We start from the raw sequence: 25734 nt of genomic DNA, 5'->3' as shown, positions 1-25734 counted from the left end.
TTATTTTTTAAAATGATTTGAATTTTTGCTTTTATAAACTGTAACTACTAAGCAAATTGCGGAGGCCCTCGAAGATCAAAATGAAGAGGTTCAAATTCATTTAAAAATGAGTAGTAATCAAAAATCTCTTTTACTTCAGTAATTTCTGAAACCAGCAGATATTCTGTCGCTGTAAAGTGGTAGACAGACTTTTTACTGAATTTATGCAGATCACAATCTAGAGATTTAGAATGATAGTGATGTTCAGCATAATTATCACATAGCTTATGGCTATGTTCTGAAAAAATATGTGAGAAACTAATGATTCCCGGCAGTAAGATCAATACTGCCGAACAAATGAAGAATATGTTCTTAAGAACTTTCAAATGCTAAATTTTGAAAACTTTAGATAATCCCATTCTAGTTAGCATTTTCTTTTCGAATGCCCAGAAAAACTGAAACTGGCCGAATATCCATCCAAAGCAAATAAGTAATACCTGGTAAATTGGAAAAATAAGTACTATTCTAGAGAACCAGTAAACAGACCAGTGGCTGGTTTCCTGATCGATTCCCAGAAGATTTACCACAGGACTTGCAAGTTTAGCAGCTGTAGACCCGGTAATTGCGAAAACAATAAAAATGATAATTAATTGCCAATTAGAATCAATTCCCCAGCGATCTTTCAATTTCTTCATGCTGCAAATATAAGGATTTGATTAAAGAATCAAATTCTTGTAGGTACACTAAATCGTTGGTTATAATGCCGGCTGAAGTACACGAAATAATTATATAGTAAATAATTCACCTCATAACCGTAATCTATATTGGGATCATAATTGATCTCATTTAGGTAAAGGTCAGGATTATAAAGCTGTGGTTGCCTTACTCTTTGATTATATTCCGAAACCAGAAACTGGTTCTTATTTTCAAGATATGGCAAAGAATAATAGCCCCGTGGTCTCGCATAGGAATTAATAAAAAGATTGAAGCCTGGTTCAATAATTATGATTTCATATTCCAGACTATCATTTGCAATTCTTACCGTATCATTTTCAGCATTAGCGATCTTATCTGAAGGAAAGTTTTTTCCGCCGGTAGAACCGCAACTATAAACGAATAATGCGAGTAAGGCTATATATATAATATTTTTCATGATTGATTTTTCCAGGTTAAGTTCAAAAATTATTCCTATTATTTTCCTCCGGTGAATCCACCAAGGATGCTACCATCAGACTTATCTGATTTTCCCCCGCCGAGGATCATCCCACTAATATCGTCGATAACGCTGCCATCCCCATCGCGGTCTAACAGAGTTTTTAAGAATGAATTATCGTGTTTGGAATTGCTTCCCAAAACAGAGCCAAGCAGATCACTTAAACCGTCTTCACCAACGTTGTCTTTTCTTTTCTGACTGCCCAGGATGCTTAAAAGAATAGGCGCGGCCATTTTGAGAATAGCGTTCAGATTTTCTTTATTCATATTTAAAACAGATCCAAGATTCGAGCTTATTTCATCTTGCCTGTCTCCAAGAATATGAGTCAGTATCTTGTCACCTTCAGAATGGAGATAATCCATATCCAGATCATCTGTATTCTTCAGTAAAGTGCCATCGTGTTTGTTGTTGTTCAAAGCAGAATTTAGACCAGCTGCTCCTTCCTGAGACCTTGCATTATTTTTCATCGCACCCAGAAGTAGGGGTAGGGCCATACCCAGTGCAGTTGTCACTTTATTTTCTTCTTCTGAAGTTTTATTGCTAGCGCTCTTAATCAATGCTTCACCAGCAGGTGTATTTAAAATATCCAGGATCGATGCCATAATTTTTTATTTTTTAATTGTAAATCCCTAGAATTTACAAAAAAAACCTAATGAATTTAGCTATCGCTGGAATTGCTTTTTTCTTTCTTTAATATAGAAATGATCTGCTGGGCTAGTTCAACCCCAATCCTTTCCTGTGCTTCATTAGTTGCTGCTCCAATATGTGGGCTCAAAGAAATACTCTCGTTCATTAATAGTTTGATCGCAGGGGTAGGTTCATTCTCATAGGTGTCCAGTGCTGCAAAGGCCACTTTCCCAGATTCAATAGCAGCAAGTAAAGCTTCTTCATCCAATACCCCTCCCCGGGCAGTATTAATAATTCCGACACCGTCTTTCATTTTTTCAAATTCCCTGGCACCAATAACAGGCTTATTCTGTGCTGGTACATGAAGGGTAATAAAATCTGAATCTTTGATCAGCATCTCTACAGGTTCTGTTTTAATAGGAATTTTTATAGTTTGATCATTATAAAATTCAAGAGTAATTTCAGCTTCCCCAACATGTTGATCGCTTGCAATGACCTTCATACCGATACCGAGTGCAATTTTAGCCACTTCCCGACCAATTCTTCCAAATCCTATGATACCAAGAGTTTTCCCCCTAAGTTCCATTCCGCCAGCGTAAGATTTCTTAAGTTCCTTAAATCTCGAATCGCCCTCGAGAGGCATATTCCGGTTAGAATCATGTAATTTACGAACTCCTCCAAAGAGATGAGCAAAAACAAGCTCGGCCACAGAACTGGATGATGCAGCAGGTGTATTGATCACGGCAATGCCTTTGCTTCTCGCATATTCAACTTCAATATTATCCATTCCTACACCACCACGGCCAATAACCTTTAAGTGGATGCAATTATCAATGATATCCTTACCAACTTTCGTGGCACTTCTTACTAGAAGTACACTAATACCGTTCTTGTTCAAGAAATCCTTCAGCTGTTCTTGAGCAACTTTCTTGATTATTACCTCAAAACCGGCTTTTTTAAGTGTTTCTGCTCCGCTCTGGGAGATACCATCATTTGCTAATACTTTCATTTTCTAAATGATCTATATAATTTATCTAGCTTCTTGTTTCTAATTCTTTCATTAATTCGACCACAACCTTAACACTTTCAAGACTTAGGGCGTTATACATAGAAGCCCGGTAACCTCCAACGCTTCTGTGACCATTCAGTCCATTCACCCCGGCATCTTTCCACATTTTATCAAATGTTTCCTTATGAGATTCATCAACCAGATTAAAAGTAGCGTTCATGGCAGAACGATCTTCTTTAGCGGCAAAACCTTTGAATAATGGATTTCTGTCAATTTCGTTATAAATGAGTTCAGCCTTTTGATTATTCTTTTCTTCCATGGCTTTTATTCCTCCTTGCTCCTTGATCCATCTTAAGGTGAGCAAAGAGACGTAAACCGCATAAACTGCAGGAGTGTTGAACATACTGTCTTTGCCAATGTGAACTGCATAGTCCATCATCGAAGGAATCTCCCTGGAGACCTTACCAAGAATATCGTCCTTAACTATCACCAACGTGGTACCAGCTGGCCCCATATTTTTCTGGGCACCTGCATAAATAAGATCAAATTTTGAAAAATCCATTTCCCTGGAAAAAATATCACTACTCATATCACAAACCATTGGCTTGTTAGTCGCAGGGAATTCTTTCATTTGAGTTCCGAAAATGGTGTTATTGCTTGTACAATGAAAATAATCTGCATCGTCTGGAATAGCATAGGATTTTGGAATATAATTGAAATTCTTATCCTTTGAGGAAGCTACTTCTACTACATCTCCAAATAATTTCGCTTCTTTAATCGCTTTAGAAGACCAGGTACCCGTATTAAGATAAGCTGCCTTTTTTTCAAGCAAGTTATAGGCGGTCATTAAAAACTGCGTACTTGCACCTCCTTGTAGAAAAAGCGCTTTGTAACCTTTGTCATTTAAGCCAAGTAATTCGAGGGCTAAAGTACGAGCTTCCTCCATTACCGCTACAAAATCTGCACTACGGTGGGATATTTCTAAAATTGATAAGCCTGAATTATTAAAATCTAAAATAGCCTGAGAGGCCTCCTTGAATACCTCTTGCGGTAAGATGCAGGGACCTGCGCTAAAATTGTGCTTTTTCATAAATTTATAGTTGGTTAAAACAAAGATGCCAATTTTTCAAAGCATTTGCTGTTAGGGAAATTATAAGATTAAATTTTAGAGAGGAATTCAATAGTATCTACGTTGTCTGCATAATCCCAAAGCTCTGGTTTCTGAGTTTGGCCAAAAGTAACTTGGTTCTTATTCGAATTTTTCTTTACGATACACTGAATATTATCTGAATTTTCCTCAAGTTTTTTTTCCAGATCCTTTTCGTTCAGATAGGTTTCATAGAATAAAGAGGCGATAGGTGAACCAAAATTCTCATCCTCCTTTAAGATCAGGAAACCGTTGTCCAAAATTTTGAATTCACTTATTAAATAAACAGCCTTATTATAATCATAGTTATTAGCATATTTATTCTGATTTATCAGAGGATTCCATTCGTTAATTGCTTTAAAGAAACTATCGAAATCATATTTTTCCGGCACATAAAGTTTAGAAACATTTCTGCAGCCAAGACCATAATATCTGAAAATATCTTCACCTAGCTTTTCCAGGTCTTCTTTTGTCTCATTACCGGTGAGTATAGCGACTGAATTTCTATTCTTTCTAATAATATTAGGTTTACCCTTAAAGTAATACTCAAAATACCTTGCCGTATTATTGCTACCCGTAGCTATGACCGCATCAAAATCTTCCAGTTTTTCTTTTGTAAAACTGATACGTTCTTCGTAGCGTTTATCCAGATGCATTAGATAAGCGGCGATTACAGGAAGTAGTTGTTGATCGTTACTGGACTGTTTCACTAATACCTTATGGCCGGAGACCAGGACAGATATAAAATCATGAAATCCAACCAGAGGTATGTTTCCAGCCATCACAATGCCAACGGTTTTTCCTCCACTATCAGAAAGTTTATAACTGTCCAGCCACAGTTTTAAATTCCTTGGAGTTAAAGCTTCACTCCATTGTTGCAGGGAAAAGATGATATTTTCACGGTTGAACCAGCCATTATAATGAATAGCAGAATCTATCTTTTCTTCCATCTCTGCAAAGAATTTATCATTACCTGGCAGATCATTATTTTTTACCGATTCGGTAAGCTGAAATTGGTGAAGAAATTTCCCTAAAGTTGTAAGATGTGATTTATGGTCGTCGATTGTCATCGTCTAATTTGGTTATGAATGTGGCCTATGTTAAATTTGTGCAGCGAAATTAAAGTTTCCAGAGCTTAAAACCATAAAATTTCCTAAAAGCTACGGTCTTTTTTCGTTGTGTTTTTAAATTTACAAATAAAAGAAGAGCTATGGCAATTGTAATAACCGATGAATGCATAAACTGCGGGGCCTGTGAGCCGGAATGCCCGAATACCGCAATTTATGAAGGAGCAGATGACTGGAGATATGCCGATGGTACCGACCTTGAGGGTAATGTAGTTTTACCAAATGGGAAAGAAGCCGACGCAAATGAAGCACAGGAACCTGTTAGTGATGAGATATATTATATTGTTCCAGATAAATGTACCGAGTGTAAAGGTTTTCATGAAGAACCTCAGTGTGCCGCAGTATGTCCTGTAGATTGTTGTGTTCCAGATGAAGATCATGTGGAAACAGAGGAGGAGTTACTTGCTAAACAGCGTTTTATGCACCACGACGAATAATTTTAATTATATATTATAAGAAAATCCCGCTCAGAGATAAGCGGGATTTTTTTTACGAAACACTGAACTTTAATTCATTTCTATAGGTGGAAGGTGATTTCCCCGTGAATGCCTTGAACTGTTTATTGAAATGACTGAAATTATTAAATCCGCTCTCAAAGGAAACATCAGTAATACTTATCTGTTTTTCATGTAATAGTTTGGCGGCATGTGCCAGCCTGTATTCATTCACGAACCTGGTAAAGGTTTTGCCAGTTATCTTTTTAAAATACCTGCAGAAGGCCGGGTTGGTCATACTAACCTTTTCACTTATCTCGTCAAGACTAATTGGTCTGGTAAATTCCTGTTTTACAAAATTGAAAATAATATTTATTCTGTCATTATCCTGCAAGGAGGTTTCCAATACAAAACCGCCGGCATTGAGAATAGTATATTTTTCAGCTTTTTCCAGCATTTTTAAAACCTGTAGTAAACCTATTAATCTGGAAAATGGATCCTTGTCTTTTAAGCTTTCTATTTTGGCACCAATCCTCCGTTTGGTATCACCATGAAATACAATTCCTTTTTTAGCACGTTCCAATAAATTTTTAATCCCAGTCATTTCTGAAGATTCGAAGAAATCATAACCCAGGAAACTCTCTTTGAACTGTAGTACAGATTCCCGTTCATGGCCGGTAAGGCTGTCTGTGAACGAACAATGAGGTAATAAAGAACCAATTAGTATAAGATCACCATTTCTATAATAGGATATGTGGCTACCTATTTGCCGTTTACCACATCCTTTATTTACATAAACCAGTTCGATCTCAGGATGGTAATGCCAGAAAGTTGGCTTTTTGTGATCTGGATCACTATAGTAAGTCCTATAGGAAAAAGAACTTCCAAATCCCGGTTCTATCTTTTCCAGAGTAGGTTTGTTACCTGTTCCCATATATCCCATTTTTCCTATAAATTTAGTTTGGATCACTATTTAAAGGTATTACAAAATTATCTGTAATATGTGTAAAATTAACCGAAAACGTTTTCACTGCTGTAATTGATGTTAATATATAACACAATCTTGTTCATTGCGTACTATCATTGAGCCTTCTTTATACCTAGTTTTAATTGAATTTTAATCGCAGTTCTAACTTAAAACTTAAGATTATGAAAAAGACATTCAAAAAATTAATTACGGCTTTTCTTTTTATGATGGCCATTTCAGTTAATGCGTCAGACGGATTAGACCTGAAAGTGAATAATCAGCAAAATCTAATTGTTGAGGTTCAGAGACTCGAGCAGGGGGCAATGCTTAGCCTTCTTGATGAAACCGGAGAGATCGTGTATAAAGACAAGTTCTTTAATGAAGACACTTTCACCAAGGTTTTTGATTTTAATCGTCTGGAAGATGGAAAATATACTTTGATATTCGATAAGGAACACAGCGTTTCTTTTTCAACCATCACAAAAGATGGTTCGAATTTAAGTATAGATGATACTGCTTACAGATTAGATTTCAAGCCTTTATATAGGGTTTCAGGAGATCAGGTATCTATTTGCCTTTCAAATCCTGAAGAAAATAAGGTAGAAATAGAAATTTTTGATAAATTTGGCGTGCCCGTTGGAAATTTGAGAACAAATGACCTGGTTGTTAAAAGCAAACTGGATTTTTCAAAAGTGCCTTCTGGTAGTTATATTGTAAAAATTAAGACTAAGACCAACACGTTTTCAAAATGGATCGATGTTGGATAAATTGAATTTTGGCTAATTCAAATTTAAAAGCCCTTGCGATTCGCAAGGGCTTTTTACTTTTTCAATTTAAATATTCTTAATTGTCATCCATTTTACGGTTGATCTTATCGATCGCATTTTGAATTGACTTATCTGGTTCAATGATATTATTGCTTCCCCAGAACTCTGAATCTGAGAATCCGGAAACATCATCTACCATTACAATATTCGGATTTATAAGATCAACAGTTTTCTTCCAGTCATCACTGGCATATTCCTGCCAGTCGGTTACTACCATTTCACTATCTATCTTATATTTAGAGTTAAAGATCTTACGCTTCCAGTTAACCACATAATCCATTTGTGCTTTACCGTAGGCAAAATGCCATTTACCATCTTCCTGCGCATAATCAACCTGGTAGTTGAGTTCTGTTGGGTAGACCTTAGAACCATTTGGCTTTTTCTTTACGAACATGGCGGCAGCAGCATCCCTGTCATCTACGTTCAGGCTATAATCGGCCTTAACAAGGGTAGAGGTTTCGGCATCTATAAAAAGTTTGCCATAATACCAAGGGTCAGATTCATCAATTTCTTTAAAGTTCACTACGTATGTATAACGGTCATTGATCTTTGCCGGGTCGTCAAAAGAGAATTCATAACTTTCTACCATTCCTGGCCTCAATACATACTCAGTATATTTCATCATATCCAGATACAAGGTATTGAACGGACCACCTCGAAGTTTTAGTGCAAGAGTGTCCAGTTTATTATAATCTGTACTCTTACGTGCTTTAAAAAGCGATACTAGGTCTTTCTTTGTAGAATTATATGGACTTTTAAAAATTTTCACCACAGCTTCAGATAAACTAACATTGCTCCAGCCTTTTTTAATGGTTTCACGATAGAAACCAGTCATAAGACTTTGGTCTGTTAAATAATTTTCATCCTTTTTAGAGAGCATTTCTCTTACCAGTAACTCCGGGTTCGTAGCTTTATATAAACTAATTTCAGTGAGCTCTTCTACAGTTTCCTCAAGTTCTATCCTTGTGTTGGAACTCTTAAAATAGGTAAGAGGAAGGGTTTTACTCTGGAAACCAAGTACAGAGATAGTAACTGTTGCCTCTGTAAGATCTTCGGGTACTTTCAGAGAGAATTCTCCGTCTGAATTCGTAATAGTAGAAATATTACTATTATTAAGGGCAAGGTAAGCTGAAGATATCGGCCTACCATTTCGGGCATTAACTACTTCCCCTTTATATTCAACAAATTTAATGTCTGAAGGTTGAAAAGCGAAGCTTTGCATGGAGACGAATAAAAAGCTGAACAGTAAAATCAGGAAGTGAGTTTTACCATTTAATATTGCTTCAAATTTTTTCATTGTAAAATTTAATTAAGTTTGAATAAACTTATACAATATAATGAATTTCAGGCATAAAATGATGTGAATCACCTTGAAATTGATGTGTGTGTTTGTTATAAATTTAAATATTATTGCATTAAATTGAGAATGCTTTAAATTTGACTAACCTTTTTTGATTATGCATAAAATAACACTACCAAGGCTCATTTCTGGATTTAACCTTCTTTTATTCATTTCTACCTTTTCTATCTTATCCATCCGTGCACAAACCGGTTTGGTAGCAGCAAGTTCAGAAAGTGTTGGGGTATCTTCAGAAAGACTCGATAAGATCGGAAACATGTTATCATCTTCAATTGAAAATGATCAAATACCAGGAGCAGTAGCTTTGATAGCGAAAGATGGGAAAATAGTCTATCATAAAGCTTTTGGTGAAGCAGATGCGGAAGGAAAGGATTTGAAAAAGGATCATATCTTCCGAATCGCATCACAAACTAAGGCTATTACCTCTACGGCTGTTATGATGCTGTGGGAAGAAGGGAGATTTAAGCTGGATGATCCTATTTCAAAATATATCCCTGCATTTGAAGACGAGCAGGTGCTGGTTAGCTTTAAGGAGCAGGATTCCAGTTTTCAAATGATACCGGCGAATAAGGAAATAACTATTCGGCATTTATTGAGTCACACCTCCGGGATTGGTTATGGTGTGATCGATGGAGATGATAGATTCAGGAAAATCTATGCTAAAGCCGGTATAGTAGATCTTTTTACCACAAACGATGTAACTATTGAAGAAAATATTAAAAAACTTGCCAAACTACCTTTGCATCATGAGCCAGGTGAAAAATTCACGTATTCCGAAGGACTTGATGTGCTGGGATATTTTGTTGAAGTAATTTCCGGAAAGCCTTTTGATGAATTTCTGAAGGATAGAATTTTCGATCCCCTTAATATGCAGGACACTTATTTCTATTTGCCGGAATCAAAGGCTGACAGATTGGTGAAAATTCAGAAGCGGGAAGGTGATGAATGGGTAAACTACCCGGTAACTTTTTATGATCCTGAATATCCGGCAACAGGAGCGAAAAAATTCTTTTCAGGTGGTGCCGGTCTATCCAGTACAGCACTGGATTATGCTAAATTTCTCCAGATGTATCTTAATGGCGGAAATTATAACGGAAACCAGATTTTGAGTCCAACAACTATCAACATGATAATGAGTAACCAAACCGGCGATCTTTTTAGTGGTCCTGAAAATTATTACGGCTTAGCCTTCGGAGTTGTGAGCAAAGAAGGAGAGGTCAAGGGTGGTTTGGGTCCTGAAGGAACTTTTGACTGGGGTGGTTATTTTAATACACAATATTTTGCCGACCCGAAAAACGATATTATAGGCATTTTAATGAAGCAAACCCAGGGACCGTTGAATGACGAGACTGGTTGGAAATTCAGGCAAATGGTTTTTTCCAGTATAATAGATTAAGTTTTGAAGGATAATTTTTCTACCAGGTCTAAAGAATATAGCCAGTACAGGCCTACCTATCCAAATGAGGTCTATGATTTTATAAAGGCCCAGCTCTCGTCTTACGATACAGCCTGGGATTGTGGCACAGGAAACGGTCAGGTGGCCGTGGAGCTTTCAAAGTTTTTTAAAAAGGTGGAAGCAACAGATATAAGTGAGAATCAATTAAAGAACGCGGCTAAAAGAGATAATATCCATTACTCTGTCCAGCCTGCTGAAAAGACCAGCTTTTCTAACCGCAAGTTCGATCTTATAATAAGTGCACAAGCCGTTCACTGGTTTAATTTTGATACTTTTTATTCAGAAGTGATAAGATGCCTTAAACCCGGAGGCAAGGTCATGATCATGGGGTACGGTCTTTTTTATTCTAATACAGAGACCAAGAGGGTGATAACCAGGTTTTATAATGATATCATAGGTCCATACTGGGATGAAGAAAGGATATATCTTGATGAAAATTATGAAACTATCCCTTTTCCATTTAAGGAAATAGCTACTCCAGAATTTGCGCAGCGTTACCATTGGAGTATTGATCATTTATTGGGCTATTTACGTACCTGGTCTGCAGTGAAGCATTTCGAAAATGAGAATGGAAGAGATCCAGTTTCGTTGATAGAATCTGAACTTCGTGAAGCTTTCGGAAAAAGTAACGAAGTTAACTTTCCTATACTTCTCAGAATGGGGAAAATGGACAGACCTGCTTAAAAATTCTACATTTTTCAAACCTGTGATATTCAAACGGCTGTGAATATTGATTTAATTTTGATGGCATGAAATATGCTTTATTGTGAAACGTTAAACAAGTTGACTAAAATTGAAGTTAATTATGAAGAAAATAATCTTCGCCCTTTTGGCTGTTTTCATCAGCTTTAATAGTGCCAGTGCACAGATATATGCAGATAATCAAAGTGCTTCGGTGACAGATCAGGTTTTAAAAGAATTGAACCGGGAACGATCTTTACTAAGCCAGAATCTTGAATTCAGGATCAAGGAAATAGATTCCAAGATCAATAACCTCGATGAGAGTATAAAGAATACTAATTCTGCTTCAGAGAAGGTTGAAAAACTTCTGGAAAGGGTAAAATACCTGGAAGAAAGGCAGGAAGAGATCGACAAGAACACTATTAGCGTATACAAATATAATTACAGTTCAGCAGTGTTGAATCTTGCTTCTATGGAAAGGGAGATCAAACCTTTGAACCTTTTTAATACCTCCCGGGAATTTTATACAACCCTGGATGCTGTAGGAAATCCTATGAATTATGAAGGATACCAGGAATGGTTTGGAAAATTTAAAAGTTATATAGCTGAAGAGAAGGAAGATGATGCCAGGCTGGAAGCTCTTAATCACATGTTGCAGGTAACCGGTGACCTGGCCAAAGGGACTCCATTTACCGGAATGTTTGCCGGTAGTCTTTTTGACGGAATTAGCCAGTTCATTGGATCTTTGAACAGGAGAGATAAGGAGTTGAAAGACCAGAGCATGAAAATGCTGAAACTTACTTCATCTATTGCCCAATTCACGCATGATAAGGACCTTATTGAAACCGAGTGGGAGGCGATTACCAAGAGTTTAAATGAACTTAAGGAGCTTCAAAATAAGGCTATGGAAGATAACCTGGTTGAAATACTGGATATTAAAAAGAAAGATTTCAATGAGAACTTCACCAATGAGACCGACGCTAAAAAACGTACACAATACATTCTGGATATTTCTAAAATAGCCGAGAATAATATCGTGGAAGAACGAAAAACGAACCCCGAGAACTGGAAACAGGAATACCATGACCAGATGCTTGCGGTCCAGAACTTAAAGATAAGATTCGGGATGCTAACTTTCAGGATTCTTGAAAACCTGGATAAATATGAAAAGCTTATTCAGAAATATCAAAATGACCCCTTCCTGAAAGATGAGATGAAGAACGTTAAATTGAAACTTGACCTGGTTAGAAATAGTTTCGAATCCACCTTTAATCCTCAGGAATACATCAAAGCTTCCAACGAAATGTACATCGTTGAGTAAGTCCTAATCAGATTTATAATGATCCAGAATCGCCTTGATGCCCCGTAACGGGATAATTATCCATTCAGGGCGATTCTCTATTTCATAATTAAGTTCAGTAATCGCTTTTTCAAGTAAAAAAGTATTCATCAGGATCTTAAAGTCTCCATGTTTTTTAGGTACGTAATCCCGTGCGTCGGCTTTGTCCAGGTAACCTTTAATATATAGCCTGCTTATATAATAATGCCATTTTTCAGCCCAATCTTCCAGGTCGCCTTCTTTTCGTTGCTGGTCATATTCCGGAGAAAGTATATTGCTATAAGCCGCATAGTGAAGAGATCTGATCATGGCAGCTAAATCTCTCATTGCCGATCTCCTTATTCGCCTTTCGCTAAAGGATTTTGATGGGTCACCTTCAAAACTATTCATGATATAATCTCGACCTGTCCATAGGATCTGTCTTAAATGATAATCCCCGTGCGTTCTTATTTTCATCACCGAGATCTTATGGTCATATATATCCTTAAAACAATTTAGAATATCTTTTTTCAAACCAATAACTTCTTTTGCCTCTTTGGCCGTTTCTTCCGGAAGATCTTTGATTACCTGTTTCAATTTCTCCAGACTTGTCCTTGTCAAAGTCTGTAATCCTGAAAATAATGACCTTTGGTAATGTAATGAAGACTCTTCTTTATCAAAATCTTTTTCTTTAGAGTGCTGTGAAAGGGCATCATGAAGTTCGGCAGTGAATTCTCCCAATTGATAAATCCTTTCAGGAAGAATAATTCCCGTAATTTCCTGAACAGGTTTTGGAAAATCCTCATATCCCAGCGGAAGCGTAATATGATCATCCAGTTTCTCTATTTCAATATCCTTTTTAGCAGTAAGTACCCGTTCAAAATACCGGTCCAAAGAATCCTTTACATGGGTCCACACTTCTCCCTGGTTTTCGATAATTTGCTGAAGCATTCCCAGGAAATATGGTTTTCCATTTCTTTGGCTGAATTTTACCGTTCCTGCATACCTTGAAATCTTTTCGAAATCTGTTTTAGTGGACAGGAATTTAATGGTCTCAACATCGGGATTAAAGGTTTGATCTAGTTTTCTATAGAGTTTTAAAATCAGCTCGTTATCATAAGTGATGATCGTTTGCCGGTGTTCTGTGCTCACCAGTTCAGATCTAGGTTCTTTATCCAGGTCTTTTATCAAGGATTTTTCAGCTGAAAAGTCTAATTCTCCAGATGCTGTTTTAGATCTTTTTGATCCTCTGAAACCTTCTATTAAATGATCCCTGAATTCTTCAGCATAAACCGAATCAAATAAGTATCCTTCTTCCTTATCAATTTTTAGTTTAGCGATGATCCCACGCTTGGGTATTTCATTAAGTAGATTTTCATTTTCTATTGATGCGAAAGAAACCGGAAGCTGGTATAACTCAGGTAAACCTTCATTATAGGTCACCTCAAGAATAATGATCCTTGTTGGCAAATCTTTTATTTTGATCTCAATAGATTCTTTAACAGTGATCTCCTGAAGGGTCCTTCCGGCGCTTTCAAACCATCTTCTGTGCTCCAGGTATGGAGGAAGGATCTGGCCAGATAATTTTTGAAGGGTCCTGTTCTTTAAAAGATTATTCCAGTTATCGATCTTTAAAACCGGGATTTTACTTCCGCCTTCAACTCTTTCTCTTTCTTCTTCCAGGGCAAACCAGTAATAGCCATAAGGCGATAAGGTAAATAGATATGGTCTGTCTGTTATCTTCGGAAATCTGTTATGGCTAAAGACTTCTACCGGAGTATAGCCCTTAAAATCTTCAAGATCCAGTTCTGCTGGTTGTGAAAAACGGGAAAGATTTCCCAGTACAAGGATCTTTTCATCCTTATAAATCCTGGTGTAGGCGATGATCTTGGAATTGGATGGTGAAAGGAATTCTATATCTCCTCTTCCAAAGGCCTTATATTTTTTACGCATACCAATGATCCTCTTCATCCACCAGAGAAGAGAGGAAGAGATCATTTGCTGGGTCTCCACGTTTATAGATTCATATTTATACTCAGGATCTATGATGAGTGGCAGGTATAGTTTCTGCGGATTTGCAAGTGAGAACCCGGCATTTCGGTCTGCCGTCCATTGCATAGGTGTTCTTACCCCATCACGATCTCCAAGGTAGAAATTATCTCCCATCCCGATCTCATCGCCGTAATAGATAATTGGTGTTCCCGGTAAAGAAAATAGGAGCATATTCATGAGTTCTATCTTGCTGCGGTTATTATCCAGTAGCGGAGCCAGTCTATGTCTTATCCCAACGTTGATCTTGGCCTGAGGATCTTTAGTATAAACCTTATACATATAATCCCTTTCTTCATCTGTTACCATTTCCAGGGTAAGTTCATCATGATTTCTAAGGAAGATCCCCCACTGGCAATTTTCAGGAATCTCCGGGGTCTGGTCTATAATATCTATAATAGGGTAGCGGTCTTCCATTTTTACAGCCATGAACATACGAGGCATTATAGGGAAGTGGTAGTTCATATGACATTCATCTCCATCTCCAAAATAAGCTGCGGAATCTTCAGGCCACATATTAGCTTCAGCAAGAAGCAATTTGTTATCATAATTCTTATCTACATGTGCTCTGAGTTTTTTCAGAAATTCATGCGTTTGTGGAAGATTCTCACAATTAGTGTCTTCTCTTTCGAATAAATATGGAACAGCATCGAGCCTGAAACCATCTACTCCCATTTTACACCAGTAATCCATAATATTGAAAACTTCCTGCTGTACCTTAGGATTATCAAAATTCAGGTCGGGCTGATGCGAGAAAAAGCGATGCCAGTAATATGATTGGGCTTCAGCATCCCAACTCCAGTTGGAGGGTTCGGTATCGGTGAAAATTATCCGGGCATCTTTATATTTATGTGGATCATCGCTCCACACATAATACTCCCTTTCTTCAGATCCCGCAGGAGCTTTTCTGGCTCTTTGAAACCATTCATGCTGATCTGAGGTATGGTTTATCACCAGCTCGGTAATAACTTTTAATCCGCGGCTATGAGCTTCATTCAGGAAGATCTTGAAATCTTCCACATTTCCATAGGAGGGATTGATATTATAATAATCTGCGATATCATACCCATCATCCCGCAGTGGTGATGGATAAAATGGTAATAACCAGATGGCAGTTACTCCAAGATCTTCCAGGTAATCCAGTTTCTGCATTAGCCCTTCAAAGTCTCCAATTCCGTCACCGTTACTATCAAAAAAGGCCTTAATGTGGAGTTCGTAAATTATTGCGTCTTTGTACCAGTGATTTTCTTTGGAATTGGAACTTTTAGCCATAAGAGAGTTTTAAATAATTAAAAATCAGGAGTTAGTCTTTTAAATTTATAAAATATGTGGCCTTTCAGAGTTAAAAATATACTAAGACTCAAATTTTAAGTAAACCACTTTATGAGAATGCAAAAAAAAGCGGGAAATAATCCCCGCTTTTATCTTCTGTTAATCTATAGGTATTCTACAAATTGATATTCAGTTTAGCATAGTAATATGCTCCTCCAAATCCCATTTGAACAGCATCCCAGTAACCACCAGCCTCGGTCCAGTCATCCTGCTGATCTGGATAAACATTGAACAAATTATTGCTTCCTACATTAAGTTTAAGAGCATCATTTAATTTAAAACCGAAGTTAAGATCAGTAACAATTTTAGAATCGTATACATCTGAAGCGGCAGCAACTTGATTTTCCAGACTTCCGTAATCTGCAACATCTTCAAACATCTGAAAGTCCAGTAGGGTAACTTCACTAAATCTGGTTAAACCTAAAGCTACATCAAACCATTCAATATCATAAATGAGATTTAAGGTCAATTTACTATCAGGAGCTGATGCAAGTAAAAATGACTTATCTCTTTCACCAAAAAATGTCTGTTCATCAAGATCACCATTTTTTACATCAGTGATCGTCATGTCATTAAAGTTACCTATGAAACTTGTGGTTAGTTTACCTTCACGTAAGCTGAACTCGTTGGAAAGAACAATGTCAAGACCTACAGTTTCAGTATCTGCCCCATTAGCGAAGAATTGTGCAGCTTCTACATTATCTATTTGTGGAGCATCGAAATTACCTGTTAGTACGATACGATCCTGAACATTGATGTAATAACCGTCAACCGTAGCAGTGAATTTTCCGAAATTTGCTGTAAAACCCAGTGAAGCGTTTAAAGCCGTTTCTTCCTGCAAAGGTCCAATTCCGAAAGAGGCCGTAACCGGACTATTGTTTGGTGATAATAAAGATTCTAAAGCTTCACCTCCTACAAAGTTTGTGAACTTAAGGTTGTAATAGATCTGGGCCAGGGAAGGAGCTCTAAAACCGGTACTAACAGAACCCCTGATATTAATATCCTCTGTAGCCTTTAATCTTGCTGCTAACTTTCCGTTAAGAGTACTACCAAAATCACTATAGTTTTCAAATCTTGCAGCTGCTGCTAAAAGGAAAGCTTCAGTAAATTCGAATTCAGCATCTGCATACAGTGAGACGTTAGATCTGCTTCGATCAACTTCATTATCTGGTCCGTATCCTGGGAATCCTTGAGAACCACCTGGTCTTGGATCTCCTGTTACCGGATCTATAGGCTGCATTTGTATATCTGGATTTGTAATAGGAATTCCATCTACATCATAGGTAGCGTATGAAGCTTCTTCTCCAGCGAAGATCTCGAAATTCTCTGTTCTGTATTCAGCTCCAAAGGCGAAGTTTACTCCTTCCAGCATGTCTTCGTAATACTTTGAGAAATCTAAATTGATCACATTCTGACTCAAGTTATGACCACCGGCATCAAAATCTGTTGGAGAAATATCTCCAAGAGAAGCGTTAATGGTTCCTTTTATGTAATAATGGAAAAGGTTTTTCCCCCAGGTATTACTAAGGTCAATATTCCAGCCACTTTCAGTTTTAGTTCTAAAACCTGCGGCTACCGAATTATCAGTGATAATGGAAGTGATCCTTGGTGTAAAACCATCAGGATAAACACTCACCACGTTTCTTGCCGTTGGATTGTTTCGTGTAAAAGCAAAGGCATCTGTGTCTCTATAATTTCTACCTCCGAATGCATAGAATTCTGTATTTTCTGAGATAGGGATTGCCAAATTTCCCATAAAGTTCACACCTTCGATTGCGGCTTCACCAAAACCACGTCTAAAATCGAATCCGGGACGAAGCGTCTTATTTTTATTCAGATACTCAACAGTAAAATTAGCGTACCCATCTTCGGCTATTTCAAAACCATAATTGGTGGTTACTTTTACTGAACCCCCGTCGAAATTTTGATCATCCCCAATGGCATTTCCATCTCTATCTGTGTCTAACCTGTTTCCATCTGTATTTGGTGCACCTTCCGGAAAATCTCCTTCCGCATTCGTATTGTAGAATCCGTAATTAACGCTTCCGGTAAATTCTTCAACAGCATCTTTTAAAACGATATTGATCACCCCGGCAATGGCATCTGAACCATACTGTGCTGCAGCACCATCTCTAAGGATTTCTATTCTTTTAATAGATGCGGCAGGTATGGCGTTAAGATCTGTTCCGGTATTTCCTCTTCCTCTTGTTCCAAAAATATTGATCAGAGAAGACTGGTGTCTTCTTTTACCATTTACCAGTACTAAAGTTTGATCTGGTCCTAAACCTCTTAATGATGCAGGGTCTATATGGTCGGCCCCATCAGATCCCGACTGTTTGTTAGCATTGAAAGAGGGTGCGGCATATTGCAGCATCTCGTTGATCTCTATTTTACCAGTTTGTGTGTTAACCTCGCTTACATCAATAACGTCAACGGCTACAGGTGTATCTGTTGAGGCTCTTTTTGGGCTTCTTGAACCTACAAGTTGAACTTCCCCTAAAGAAACTCCATCGGCCAGGGTTACATCTATTTGAGACCTTCCATTTACAGCCACTTCCTGCTCTTCAAATCCTACAAAACTAAAAACAAGTGTAGCTTCAGGATCTACTTCGATAGTATATTGGCCATCAAAGTCGGTTGAAGTTCCATTCTCGGTCCCTTTTTCATATACATTAACGCCGGGTAGGGGTGTGCCGGAATTATCTGTCACGACCCCTGTGATCTCATCTTGGGAAAAGACCATTATGGGTAATGAAAACATTGTAATAAAAAGTAAAAACTTCTTCATGTTTCTAAGTGTTTTGGTTAATTATATTAAGCAATATAATTAAAATGATTAACGATATTAATGAAATGGCGATAATCAATAATTACTGTTCAATAATTATTGAATTAGGAAAACAGGAGGGTCAGATTTGCGAATTCTCTTCTAATTGTTTTGTTATTTATTGAGCAGAAGTAATTATGAAATACTCTTAGATAATACCTATCTTTGCAGCCGCAAAAACAAAGCATCTAAATAATTTTATATGAAAGCTGGAATTGTAGGACTACCTAACGTTGGTAAATCAACACTTTTTAACTGTTTGAGTAATGCTAAGGCCCAAAGTGCAAATTTTCCTTTTTGTACTATCGAACCGAACGTTGGAGTTGTAAATGTTCCTGATCCTAGATTATTGAAACTGGAAGAATTGGTAAATCCTGAAAAGGTTGTTCCTGCGACCGTAGAGATCGTGGATATCGCTGGTCTTGTGAAAGGAGCAAGTAAGGGGGAAGGTCTAGGAAACCAATTTCTTGGGAATATCAGGGAAACTGATGCGATCCTGCATGTTCTAAGATGTTTTGAAGATGACAATATTGTGCACGTAGATGGTTCTATTGACCCTATCAGGGATAAGGAAACTATCGATATGGAGCTTCAGTTGAAAGACCTTGAAACTACTGAGAAAAAACTTGAGAAGGTTAAAAGAGCCGCTAAGACTGGTAATAAAGAAGCCCAGAAAGAGGAGGCTGCTTTATTAAAAGTAAAGGCAGGACTGGAAGCTGGTAAATCTGTTCGTGCAATAGACCTAACCGAGGATGAGCGTAAAGAATTCATCGCTCCATTACAGTTCATTACAGATAAGCCTGTAATGTACGTTTGTAACGTTGATGAAGGAGCTGCTGTAGAAGGTAACGCCCATGTAGAAAAAGTTAGAGAGGCCGTTAAGGATGAAAATGCTGAGGTTTTAGTGCTTGCTGTAGGAACTGAAGCTGATATTACCGAATTAGACGATTTTGAAGAAAGACAAATGTTTCTTCAGGATATAGGGTTAGACGAACCAGGATCTGCAAAACTTATCCGTGGTGCATACCAACTTTTAGATCTTCAAACTTATTTTACCGCTGGGGTAAAAGAAGTTAGAGCCTGGACGATACCTGTAGGTGCATCTGCGCCTCAGGCCGCTGGAGTGATCCATACAGATTTTGAAAAAGGCTTTATTCGAGCTGAGGTTATTGGCTATGACGACTACGTGAATTTTGGAAGTGAAGCCAAGGTAAAAGAAGCGGGTAAGATGCGCGTGGAAGGAAAGGAATATATCGTTAAAGATGGCGATGTAATGCATTTCCGTTTCAATGTCTAAGAGACCTGGTCTCCAAAAATAACTGAAATAATAAATAAAAAATTTCGTCTAAGCCGTACCATTTTTATGGCTGTTTTGGGTGATGAAATCTGTGCTAAATTCTCATTTTCAGCATGGTAATTATTTAATCTTATACCCGGGTAGATGCCTGGGTTGTCTTAATTAACATTTATTCTAAAATCTTTGTTAATTACTTTACGCATTATCTATTTCAATTTTTAAGCTATAGCCTTATATTTAGGCCATAACTCCATGACTACTTATGAGCGAGAATACTAAATATACCGAAGATAATATTCGGTCATTAGACTGGAAAGAGCATATTCGTATGCGTCCCGGAATGTATATCGGGAAGCTCGGAGATGGTTCTAGTCAGGATGATGGGATATATATCCTTTTAAAAGAAGTTATAGATAACAGTATTGATGAGTTCGTGATGGGCGCGGGGAAAACTATTGAGATCTCTGTGCAGAATCAACGGGTCATCGTTCGTGACTTTGGTAGGGGTATACCTCTTGGAAAGGTTGTAGATGTAGTTTCCAAGATGAATACCGGTGGGAAATACGACACCAGGGCTTTTAAAAAGTCTGTAGGTCTAAACGGTGTTGGTACCAAGGCTGTAAACGCGCTTTCCTCATATTTTCGTGTGGAATCTTCCAGGGATTCAAAAAGTCACGCTGCCGAATTTGAGCAGGGTAATTTAATGGAGGAGGAGCATCTTGATGAAACTTCCAGACGAAGAGGAACCAAGATCACTTTTATTCCCGATGAAGCGATTTTCAAGAATTATAAGTTCAGAAATGAGTATATCGAGAAAATGCTTAAGAACTATGTTTATCTCAACCCGGGATTAACCATAGTTTTTAATGGAGAAAAGTTCTATTCTGAAAATGGATTGAAAGATCTTCTGGGAGATAGTATTCATGAAGATGATATGCTTTATCCTATTATTCATCTTAAAGGTGAGGATATTGAAGCAGCGATCACTCACAGTAAATCTCAGTATAGCGAGGAATATCATTCTTTTGTGAATGGTCAGAATACTTCCCAAGGAGGTACCCACCTGGCCGCTTTTAGAGAGGCTGTGGTTAAAACTATTCGTGAATTCTACGGAAAGAATTATGAGGCAAGTGACATTAGGAAATCTATTGTTGCTGCCATCAGTATAAAAGTAATGGAACCGGTTTTCGAAAGTCAGACGAAAACGAAACTAGGTTCTACAGATATGGGTGGAGAATTACCTACGGTAAGAACTTATATCAATGATTTCGTAAAAAGGCATCTGGATAATTACCTTCATAAAAATCCTGAAACAGCTGAGAATCTTCAGCGCAAGATACTTCAAGCTGAAAGAGAGCGTAAGGATCTTTCCGGAATTAGAAAACTTGCGAAAGACAGGGCTAAAAAGGCCAGTCTTCATAATAAGAAATTACGGGATTGCCGTGTTCATCTTGGCGATAGCAAGCATGAGCGTTGTCTTGAAACTACTCTTTTTATTACCGAGGGTGATTCTGCGAGTGGATCCATTACCAAAAGTAGGGATGTGGTTACCCAGGCAGTTTTCAGTTTAAAGGGTAAACCGCTTAATAGTTATGGTCTTTCCAAAAAGATCGTTTACGAAAATGAAGAGTTCAACCTGCTGCAAGCGGCACTGAATATTGAAGAGTCTTTGGAAGATCTGAGATATCACAATATTGTGATCGCGACCGATGCCGATGTTGATGGAATGCATATTCGTCTTTTATTGATCACATTTTTCCTTCAGTTCTTCCCTGAACTTATCAAGGAAAACCATTTATATATACTGCAAACTCCATTATTTAGAGTCCGTAACAAGAAAGAAACCATTTATTGTTACAGCGAAATGGAGCGCAAGCAGGCTATTGAGAAACTTTCGGGTAAACCTGAGATCACCCGATTTAAAGGTTTGGGTGAAATTTCACCGGATGAATTCGTTCATTTTATTGGTGAAAATATTCGTTTAGATCCCGTGATGTTAGACAAAGACAAGTCTATCGAAGAAATGCTGAGTTTCTATATGGGTAAGAACACACCAGACCGTCAGGAATTTATTATCGAAAACCTGAAATTTGAACTTGACCTGGTTGAAGAACTTGGAATATGAGATTTACCAATAGAAATGAGGTCAAAATAATACCGTCTATTTATATCGTTCTGGTAGCGGTATTTGTCACCAACGTATTTGTGAATATTGAGATCATGGCTTCTTCTGAAACCGAACAGGAGTTAAGTTTTAGCCATTTTGTTCCCAATATCGTAACCTTATTAATTGGATTATATATACATAAGATAGGCCAGTCATTTGATTTTGATAGTGATGGTGAGACTTTGAATTTTAAGAATAATGGGGTCTTTTTTTCTAAATTCATGGAATATCGTGTAAAGAAGGCTGAATTTCCTAAGCGAAAACTAGGGAAATTCAAGTTCGTGGATTATGGTATTTATTCTGCTCTAACCATTTACATTAGTTCCAGAAGAAAAAAAGGCTATAGAAAATATACATTCAATACTACATTTTTAACCCGAAAAAAGAAAAGAGGGATGGTGGATTCCTTGAACAAGGTATTAGAAACCACTCCTAAAGTTACTGCCTAATGGAAGAAAACCAAGAAGGAGCTCAGGAAGAGCAGTTTGAAAGTAAAGAAGAACTTATTAAGGTAACCGGCATGTACAAAGACTGGTTCCTGGATTATGCTTCATACGTGATCCTGGAACGGGCAGTACCTGCAATCGAAGACGGATTTAAACCTGTGCAGCGACGTATCATGCATTCCATGAAGGATCTTGATGACGGTCGGTACAACAAGGTGGCGAATATCGTGGGTCATACCATGCAATATCACCCTCATGGTGACGCCAGTATTGGTGATGCCATGGTTCAGATTGGCCAGAAGGATATCCTGATAGATACCCAGGGTAACTGGGGAAATATTCTTACAGGTGACCGGGCAGCAGCTCCCCGTTATATCGAGGCACGACTATCAAAATTCGCTTTAGAGGTCCTTTTTAGTCCTAAACTTACCGAATGGCAACTTTCTTACGATGGTAGAAAGAAAGAACCGGTGAATCTTCCGGTGAAATTTCCTATGCTACTAGCACAGGGAGCAGAAGGTATTGCCGTTGGATTGAGTACAAGATTTCTTCCGCATAACTTTAATGAACTTATAGATGCTTCCATTTTACATCTGAAAGGAAAAAGTTTTAAACTTTTCCCTGATTTCCCAACTGGCGGAATTGCAGATGTTTCCAATTACAATGACGGGAAACGTGGGGGTAGAGTAAGAATAAGGGCTAAGATCAATCAGCTGGATAAGAATACGCTGGTGATCAATGAGATTCCTTATGGAACAAATACTTCCAGCTTGATAGATTCAATTCTAAAGGCGAACGACAAAGGTAAGATCAAGGTCAAGAAGATCGAGGATAATACAGCTGCTGAAGTTGAAATCCTTATCCATTTGCCAAATAATATATCTCCAGATAAAACCATTGATGCGCTTTACGCTTTCACCCAATGTGAAAATTCTTTAGCGCCACTAGGTTGTGTGATCATAGATCATAAGCCGATATTCCTGGGAGTTTCTGAGGTTCTTAGAAGATCTACAGATCATACGTTGCATTTGCTTAAACGTGAACTCGAGATAAAATTAGATGAGCTCGAAGAACAATGGCATTTCGCATCTTTGGAAAGGATCTTTATTGAAAATCGTATTTATCGTGATATAGAAGAAGAAGAAACATGGGAAGGCGTGATCGCGGCGATAGATAAAGGTTTAAAACCTCACACAAAACATTTAAAAAGAGCGGTAACCGAAGAGGATATCGTGAGACTGACAGAAATTCGAATCAAAAGAATTTCAAAATTCGATATAGATAAGGCGCAACAAAAGATCGATGCTTTAGAAGGAGAAATTGCACAGGTGAAACATCACCTGGATAATATCGTGGACTTCGCGATAGATTATTTCAAAAAACTAAAGAAAGACTACGGAACGGGAAGAGAAAGAAAAACGGAACTTAGACTTTTCGAAGATATTGAAGCTACGAAGGTAGTTATAAGAAACACCAAGCTTTATGTAAACCGGGCTGAAGGTTTTGTTGGTACCGCCCTGAAAAAGGATGAGTATGTTACTGACTGTTCAGATATCGATGATGTCATCTGTTTTACGGCAGATGGTAAGATGATGGTCACCAAAGTGGATAGTAAAACCTTTATAGGAAAGGATATTATTCACGTTGCTATTTTCAAGAAGAAAGATAAGCGCACTATTTACAATATGGTGTATCGTGACGGAAAAGCTGGAAATACTTATGTGAAACGTTTTGCGGTAACTTCGGTAACCAGGGATCGCGAATATGATCTAAGCCAGGGTAAAAAGGATTCTAAAGTCCTTTATTTCTCTGCAAACCCTAATGGTGAGGCAGAAGTGGTTACCGTATTACTGAGACAGGTGGGAAGCATTAGAAAGGTTAAATTCGACCTTGATTTTGCAGATGTCCTTATCAAAGGCCGAAACGTAAAAGGAAATATTGTCACTAAGTATTCTGTAAAACGCATCGAGATGAAGGAGGAAGGGGTTTCAACCTTGAAACCACGTAGGATCTGGTTCGATGATACTGTGAAAAGACTTAATGTTGATGATCGCGGCGAACTACTTGGTGAATTTAAAGGCGAAGACAGATTGTTGGTCATTACCCAGGACGGTGTGGTGAAAACTATTAAACCAGAGCTTACTACCAGGTTCGATGATGAAATCATTGTTCTGGAAAAATGGGTAAAAGACAAACCGGTTTCGGCAATTTACTGGGAGCCTGAAAAGGAGCGTTATTATGTGAAACGTTTCATCATTGAGCATCCAGACAAGGAAGAAAAATTTATTTCAGAACATGATGATTCGTTCCTGGAACTGGTCTCCACAGATTATTATCCAATGGCGGAAATTGTGTATACCAAGCCAAAAGGAAAAGAGCGCAGGGAGAATGAAGAGGTGAACCTCGCTGAGTTTATTGCAGTTAAAGGGATCAAAGCTTTAGGAAACCAGCTGACTTCAGAAAAAGTGAACCAGATAAATCTTTTGGATCCAATGCCGTACGAGGAACCGGAAAATGAGGATGATGAAAATGAAGAAGAAGATTCTGATGGAAACGGAGAAATCAGCGGGGAGGATATAAAATCAGGTAAGATCAAAGCACCTGAAAAAGGAAAGAATTCTGATGGGCAACCATCTCTTTTTGATGAGTAATGGGAATATTTAAGGAGTTTAAAGAATTTGCCGTAAAAGGCAATATGATAGACATGGCGGTGGGTATCATCATTGGTACCGCCTTTAATAAAGTGGTGGATGTGCTGGTAAAGCAGGTGATCATGCCGCCACTTAGTATGCTTACCAATGGTGTAAATTATGCCGACAGGAAAATTATTCTACAGGATTCCTCAGGAATTGAGGGAGATGCAAATTTTGTAGAGGAAGTTTCTATTGGATACGGACTTTTAATAGAAACACTCATAGACTTTCTGGTTATTGGTTTTGTAGTATTCCTGGTAGTGAAGTTTATGAACCGTTTCCGTAATAAGGCACAGGATCCAAAGAATACTAAAGTGGTCACTCCTAAAGATATTGAGCTGCTTTCCAGTTTAAATGATAAGATGGAAGAGCAGAATAAACTTCTAAGGGAAAGACAGGGTTAGTTAGAAACCTTCTTTACTTTTCCTTTGGCCTTTTTTGAGCTGCCTACCTGTCCGTACTCAAATGTATAACCATCTTTGGTTGTAGTAAGTATTTTAATGTGTATCGGCTTTTCTTCAGCCATACCTGCAGGGTTGGTATTTCTAAGAATGTATTCACAATCATTAATCCAGCGAACACTGGAAGTATCTGTCTTACCCTGAAATTTCTCAATCTCTATACTATCATTTCTAATAAAACGGGAAGTCACTAATTCACCGTTGATAAAACTCTCAAATTCGTAAGTCCCTGTTCTAAAATCCTTACAATTTCTTTCAGCGTTGAAGCAGGAGCATAAAAGCAATAAGCTGAATAAGACGGTTATTTTCTTCATACC

General features: G+C 37.8%; 22 protein-coding genes. 10 read left to right on the top strand and 12 right to left on the bottom strand.

What is annotated here, in order from left to right:
• Nucleotides 1-47 precede the first annotated feature (47 nt).
• The 7 genes from G3I01_RS14090 to G3I01_RS14060 form a co-directional block, all read right to left on the bottom strand.
• Nucleotides 48-365: a hypothetical protein gene (locus G3I01_RS14090; protein WP_219548884.1), complete on the bottom strand. Its 318-nt coding sequence runs from the start codon at nucleotides 363-365 to the stop codon at nucleotides 48-50.
• 3 nt (nucleotides 366-368) lie between these two features.
• The gene (locus tag G3I01_RS14085; RefSeq protein WP_219548882.1) at nucleotides 369-674 is read right to left on the bottom strand and encodes a DUF6787 family protein; all 306 of its coding nucleotides are present in this window, start codon (nucleotides 672-674) and stop codon (nucleotides 369-371) included.
• A gap of 29 nt (nucleotides 675-703) precedes the next feature.
• On the bottom strand, nucleotides 704-1132 hold the full coding sequence (locus G3I01_RS14080; RefSeq protein ID WP_219548881.1) for a DUF6146 family protein: 429 nt from the start codon (nucleotides 1130-1132) through the stop codon (nucleotides 704-706).
• Between the two features lie 38 nt (nucleotides 1133-1170).
• A complete protein-coding gene (locus G3I01_RS14075) occupies nucleotides 1171-1794 on the bottom strand; it encodes a DUF937 domain-containing protein (RefSeq protein WP_219548880.1) in 624 nt (207 codons plus the stop codon).
• Between the two features lie 56 nt (nucleotides 1795-1850).
• The gene (locus G3I01_RS14070) at nucleotides 1851-2828 is read right to left on the bottom strand and encodes a D-2-hydroxyacid dehydrogenase (protein ID WP_219548879.1); all 978 of its coding nucleotides are present in this window, start codon (nucleotides 2826-2828) and stop codon (nucleotides 1851-1853) included.
• 25 nt (nucleotides 2829-2853) lie between these two features.
• Nucleotides 2854-3918 (bottom strand): 3-phosphoserine/phosphohydroxythreonine transaminase, encoded by a 1065-nt coding sequence (serC, locus tag G3I01_RS14065; RefSeq protein WP_219548877.1) that lies wholly within the window; start codon nucleotides 3916-3918, stop codon nucleotides 2854-2856.
• A 68-nt stretch (nucleotides 3919-3986) separates the two neighbouring features.
• Nucleotides 3987-5045, bottom strand: a complete 1059-nt coding sequence (locus tag G3I01_RS14060; RefSeq protein WP_219548876.1) for an acyl-CoA reductase — start codon at nucleotides 5043-5045, stop codon at nucleotides 3987-3989.
• A gap of 140 nt (nucleotides 5046-5185) precedes the next feature.
• On the opposite strand from G3I01_RS14060, the gene G3I01_RS14055 reads away from it, so the two are divergent.
• Nucleotides 5186-5539 carry a 4Fe-4S dicluster domain-containing protein gene (locus G3I01_RS14055; RefSeq protein ID WP_219548875.1) on the top strand — a complete coding sequence of 118 codons (354 nt, stop codon included), beginning with the start codon at nucleotides 5186-5188 and terminating at the stop codon, nucleotides 5537-5539.
• Nucleotides 5540-5591: 52 nt separating this feature from the next.
• On the opposite strand, the gene G3I01_RS14050 is transcribed toward G3I01_RS14055, so the two are convergent.
• On the bottom strand, nucleotides 5592-6470 hold the full coding sequence (locus tag G3I01_RS14050; RefSeq protein WP_219548874.1) for an AraC family transcriptional regulator: 879 nt from the start codon (nucleotides 6468-6470) through the stop codon (nucleotides 5592-5594).
• A 215-nt stretch (nucleotides 6471-6685) separates the two neighbouring features.
• On the opposite strand from G3I01_RS14050, the gene G3I01_RS14045 reads away from it, so the two are divergent.
• Nucleotides 6686-7270 carry a T9SS type A sorting domain-containing protein gene (locus G3I01_RS14045; RefSeq protein ID WP_219548872.1) on the top strand — a complete coding sequence of 195 codons (585 nt, stop codon included), beginning with the start codon at nucleotides 6686-6688 and terminating at the stop codon, nucleotides 7268-7270.
• A 76-nt stretch (nucleotides 7271-7346) separates the two neighbouring features.
• On the opposite strand, the gene G3I01_RS14040 is transcribed toward G3I01_RS14045, so the two are convergent.
• Nucleotides 7347-8627: a carboxypeptidase-like regulatory domain-containing protein gene (locus tag G3I01_RS14040; protein ID WP_219548871.1), complete on the bottom strand. Its 1281-nt coding sequence runs from the start codon at nucleotides 8625-8627 to the stop codon at nucleotides 7347-7349.
• A gap of 160 nt (nucleotides 8628-8787) precedes the next feature.
• Here G3I01_RS14040 and G3I01_RS14035 point away from each other — a divergent pair, with 160 nt between their 5' ends.
• The 3 genes from G3I01_RS14035 to G3I01_RS14025 all read left to right on the top strand — a co-directional run bounded on the left by G3I01_RS14035 (nucleotide 8788) and on the right by G3I01_RS14025 (nucleotide 12148).
• Nucleotides 8788-10086, top strand: coding sequence for a serine hydrolase domain-containing protein (locus G3I01_RS14035; RefSeq protein ID WP_219548870.1), 1299 nt, complete (start codon nucleotides 8788-8790; stop codon nucleotides 10084-10086).
• Between the two features lie 3 nt (nucleotides 10087-10089).
• Nucleotides 10090-10830, top strand: a complete 741-nt coding sequence (locus G3I01_RS14030) for a class I SAM-dependent methyltransferase (RefSeq protein ID WP_219548869.1) — start codon at nucleotides 10090-10092, stop codon at nucleotides 10828-10830.
• Nucleotides 10831-10951: 121 nt separating this feature from the next.
• On the top strand, nucleotides 10952-12148 hold the full coding sequence (locus tag G3I01_RS14025; RefSeq protein WP_219548867.1) for a hypothetical protein: 1197 nt from the start codon (nucleotides 10952-10954) through the stop codon (nucleotides 12146-12148).
• A gap of 3 nt (nucleotides 12149-12151) precedes the next feature.
• Here G3I01_RS14025 and treS read toward each other — a convergent pair whose 3' ends face one another.
• Entirely contained in the window at nucleotides 12152-15466 is a 3315-nt protein-coding gene (gene treS, locus G3I01_RS14020; RefSeq protein WP_219548866.1) for a maltose alpha-D-glucosyltransferase, read from the bottom strand.
• A 175-nt stretch (nucleotides 15467-15641) separates the two neighbouring features.
• The gene (locus G3I01_RS14015) at nucleotides 15642-18314 is read right to left on the bottom strand and encodes a TonB-dependent receptor (RefSeq protein ID WP_219548858.1); all 2673 of its coding nucleotides are present in this window, start codon (nucleotides 18312-18314) and stop codon (nucleotides 15642-15644) included.
• Between the two features lie 241 nt (nucleotides 18315-18555).
• Here G3I01_RS14015 and ychF point away from each other — a divergent pair, with 241 nt between their 5' ends.
• From ychF to mscL, 5 genes are all read left to right on the top strand, one after another.
• Complete coding sequence (ychF, locus tag G3I01_RS14010) at nucleotides 18556-19650, top strand: redox-regulated ATPase YchF (protein WP_108171659.1); 1095 nt, start codon at nucleotides 18556-18558, stop codon at nucleotides 19648-19650.
• A gap of 262 nt (nucleotides 19651-19912) precedes the next feature.
• Nucleotides 19913-21775: a DNA topoisomerase IV subunit B gene (locus G3I01_RS14005; protein WP_219548856.1), complete on the top strand. Its 1863-nt coding sequence runs from the start codon at nucleotides 19913-19915 to the stop codon at nucleotides 21773-21775.
• On the top strand, nucleotides 21772-22266 hold the full coding sequence (locus G3I01_RS14000) for a hypothetical protein (protein ID WP_219548854.1): 495 nt from the start codon (nucleotides 21772-21774) through the stop codon (nucleotides 22264-22266). Before G3I01_RS14005 ends, G3I01_RS14000 begins: the two co-directional genes overlap by 4 nt.
• Complete coding sequence (locus tag G3I01_RS13995) at nucleotides 22266-24914, top strand: DNA gyrase/topoisomerase IV subunit A (protein WP_219548852.1); 2649 nt, start codon at nucleotides 22266-22268, stop codon at nucleotides 24912-24914. The genes G3I01_RS14000 and G3I01_RS13995 overlap by 1 nt, the downstream gene beginning before the upstream one ends.
• Complete coding sequence (gene mscL / locus G3I01_RS13990; RefSeq protein ID WP_219548850.1) at nucleotides 24914-25360, top strand: large conductance mechanosensitive channel protein MscL; 447 nt, start codon at nucleotides 24914-24916, stop codon at nucleotides 25358-25360. Before G3I01_RS13995 ends, mscL begins: the two co-directional genes overlap by 1 nt.
• On the opposite strand, the gene G3I01_RS13985 is transcribed toward mscL, so the two are convergent.
• The gene (locus G3I01_RS13985; RefSeq protein WP_219548848.1) at nucleotides 25357-25731 is read right to left on the bottom strand and encodes a DNA topoisomerase IV; all 375 of its coding nucleotides are present in this window, start codon (nucleotides 25729-25731) and stop codon (nucleotides 25357-25359) included. The two genes, mscL and G3I01_RS13985, sit on opposite strands and share 4 nt — an antisense overlap.
• Between the last annotated feature and the right edge of the window lie 3 nt (nucleotides 25732-25734).

Source organism: Gramella sp. MT6, from assembly GCF_019357415.1.
Classification (GTDB): domain Bacteria; phylum Bacteroidota; class Bacteroidia; order Flavobacteriales; family Flavobacteriaceae; genus Christiangramia.
This window is presented reverse-complemented; position numbering and strand designations above follow the sequence as displayed.

Bases quoted from the DNA above. Each gene is read 5' to 3' on its own strand.
- treS (WP_219548866.1), bottom strand. From the start codon at position 15,466: ATGGCTAAAAGTTCCAATTCCAAAGAAAATCACTGGTACAAAGACGCA.
- G3I01_RS14035 (WP_219548870.1), top strand. From the start codon at position 8,788: ATGCATAAAATAACACTACCAAGGCTCATTTCTGGATTTAACCTTCTT.
- ychF (WP_108171659.1), top strand. From the start codon at position 18,556: ATGAAAGCTGGAATTGTAGGACTACCTAACGTTGGTAAATCAACACTT.
- G3I01_RS14040 (WP_219548871.1), bottom strand. From the start codon at position 8,627: ATGAAAAAATTTGAAGCAATATTAAATGGTAAAACTCACTTCCTGATT.
- G3I01_RS14050 (WP_219548874.1), bottom strand. From the start codon at position 6,470: ATGGGAACAGGTAACAAACCTACTCTGGAAAAGATAGAACCGGGATTT.
- G3I01_RS14085 (WP_219548882.1), bottom strand. From the start codon at position 674: ATGAAGAAATTGAAAGATCGCTGGGGAATTGATTCTAATTGGCAATTA.
- G3I01_RS14055 (WP_219548875.1), top strand. From the start codon at position 5,186: ATGGCAATTGTAATAACCGATGAATGCATAAACTGCGGGGCCTGTGAG.
- mscL (WP_219548850.1), top strand. From the start codon at position 24,914: ATGGGAATATTTAAGGAGTTTAAAGAATTTGCCGTAAAAGGCAATATG.
- G3I01_RS13985 (WP_219548848.1), bottom strand. From the start codon at position 25,731: ATGAAGAAAATAACCGTCTTATTCAGCTTATTGCTTTTATGCTCCTGC.
- G3I01_RS14075 (WP_219548880.1), bottom strand. From the start codon at position 1,794: ATGGCATCGATCCTGGATATTTTAAATACACCTGCTGGTGAAGCATTG.
- G3I01_RS14060 (WP_219548876.1), bottom strand. From the start codon at position 5,045: ATGACAATCGACGACCATAAATCACATCTTACAACTTTAGGGAAATTT.
- serC (WP_219548877.1), bottom strand. From the start codon at position 3,918: ATGAAAAAGCACAATTTTAGCGCAGGTCCCTGCATCTTACCGCAAGAG.
- G3I01_RS14015 (WP_219548858.1), bottom strand. From the start codon at position 18,314: ATGAAGAAGTTTTTACTTTTTATTACAATGTTTTCATTACCCATAATG.
- G3I01_RS14005 (WP_219548856.1), top strand. From the start codon at position 19,913: ATGAGCGAGAATACTAAATATACCGAAGATAATATTCGGTCATTAGAC.
- G3I01_RS14000 (WP_219548854.1), top strand. From the start codon at position 21,772: ATGAGATTTACCAATAGAAATGAGGTCAAAATAATACCGTCTATTTAT.
- G3I01_RS14025 (WP_219548867.1), top strand. From the start codon at position 10,952: ATGAAGAAAATAATCTTCGCCCTTTTGGCTGTTTTCATCAGCTTTAAT.
- G3I01_RS14045 (WP_219548872.1), top strand. From the start codon at position 6,686: ATGAAAAAGACATTCAAAAAATTAATTACGGCTTTTCTTTTTATGATG.
- G3I01_RS14080 (WP_219548881.1), bottom strand. From the start codon at position 1,132: ATGAAAAATATTATATATATAGCCTTACTCGCATTATTCGTTTATAGT.
- G3I01_RS14070 (WP_219548879.1), bottom strand. From the start codon at position 2,828: ATGAAAGTATTAGCAAATGATGGTATCTCCCAGAGCGGAGCAGAAACA.
- G3I01_RS13995 (WP_219548852.1), top strand. From the start codon at position 22,266: ATGGAAGAAAACCAAGAAGGAGCTCAGGAAGAGCAGTTTGAAAGTAAA.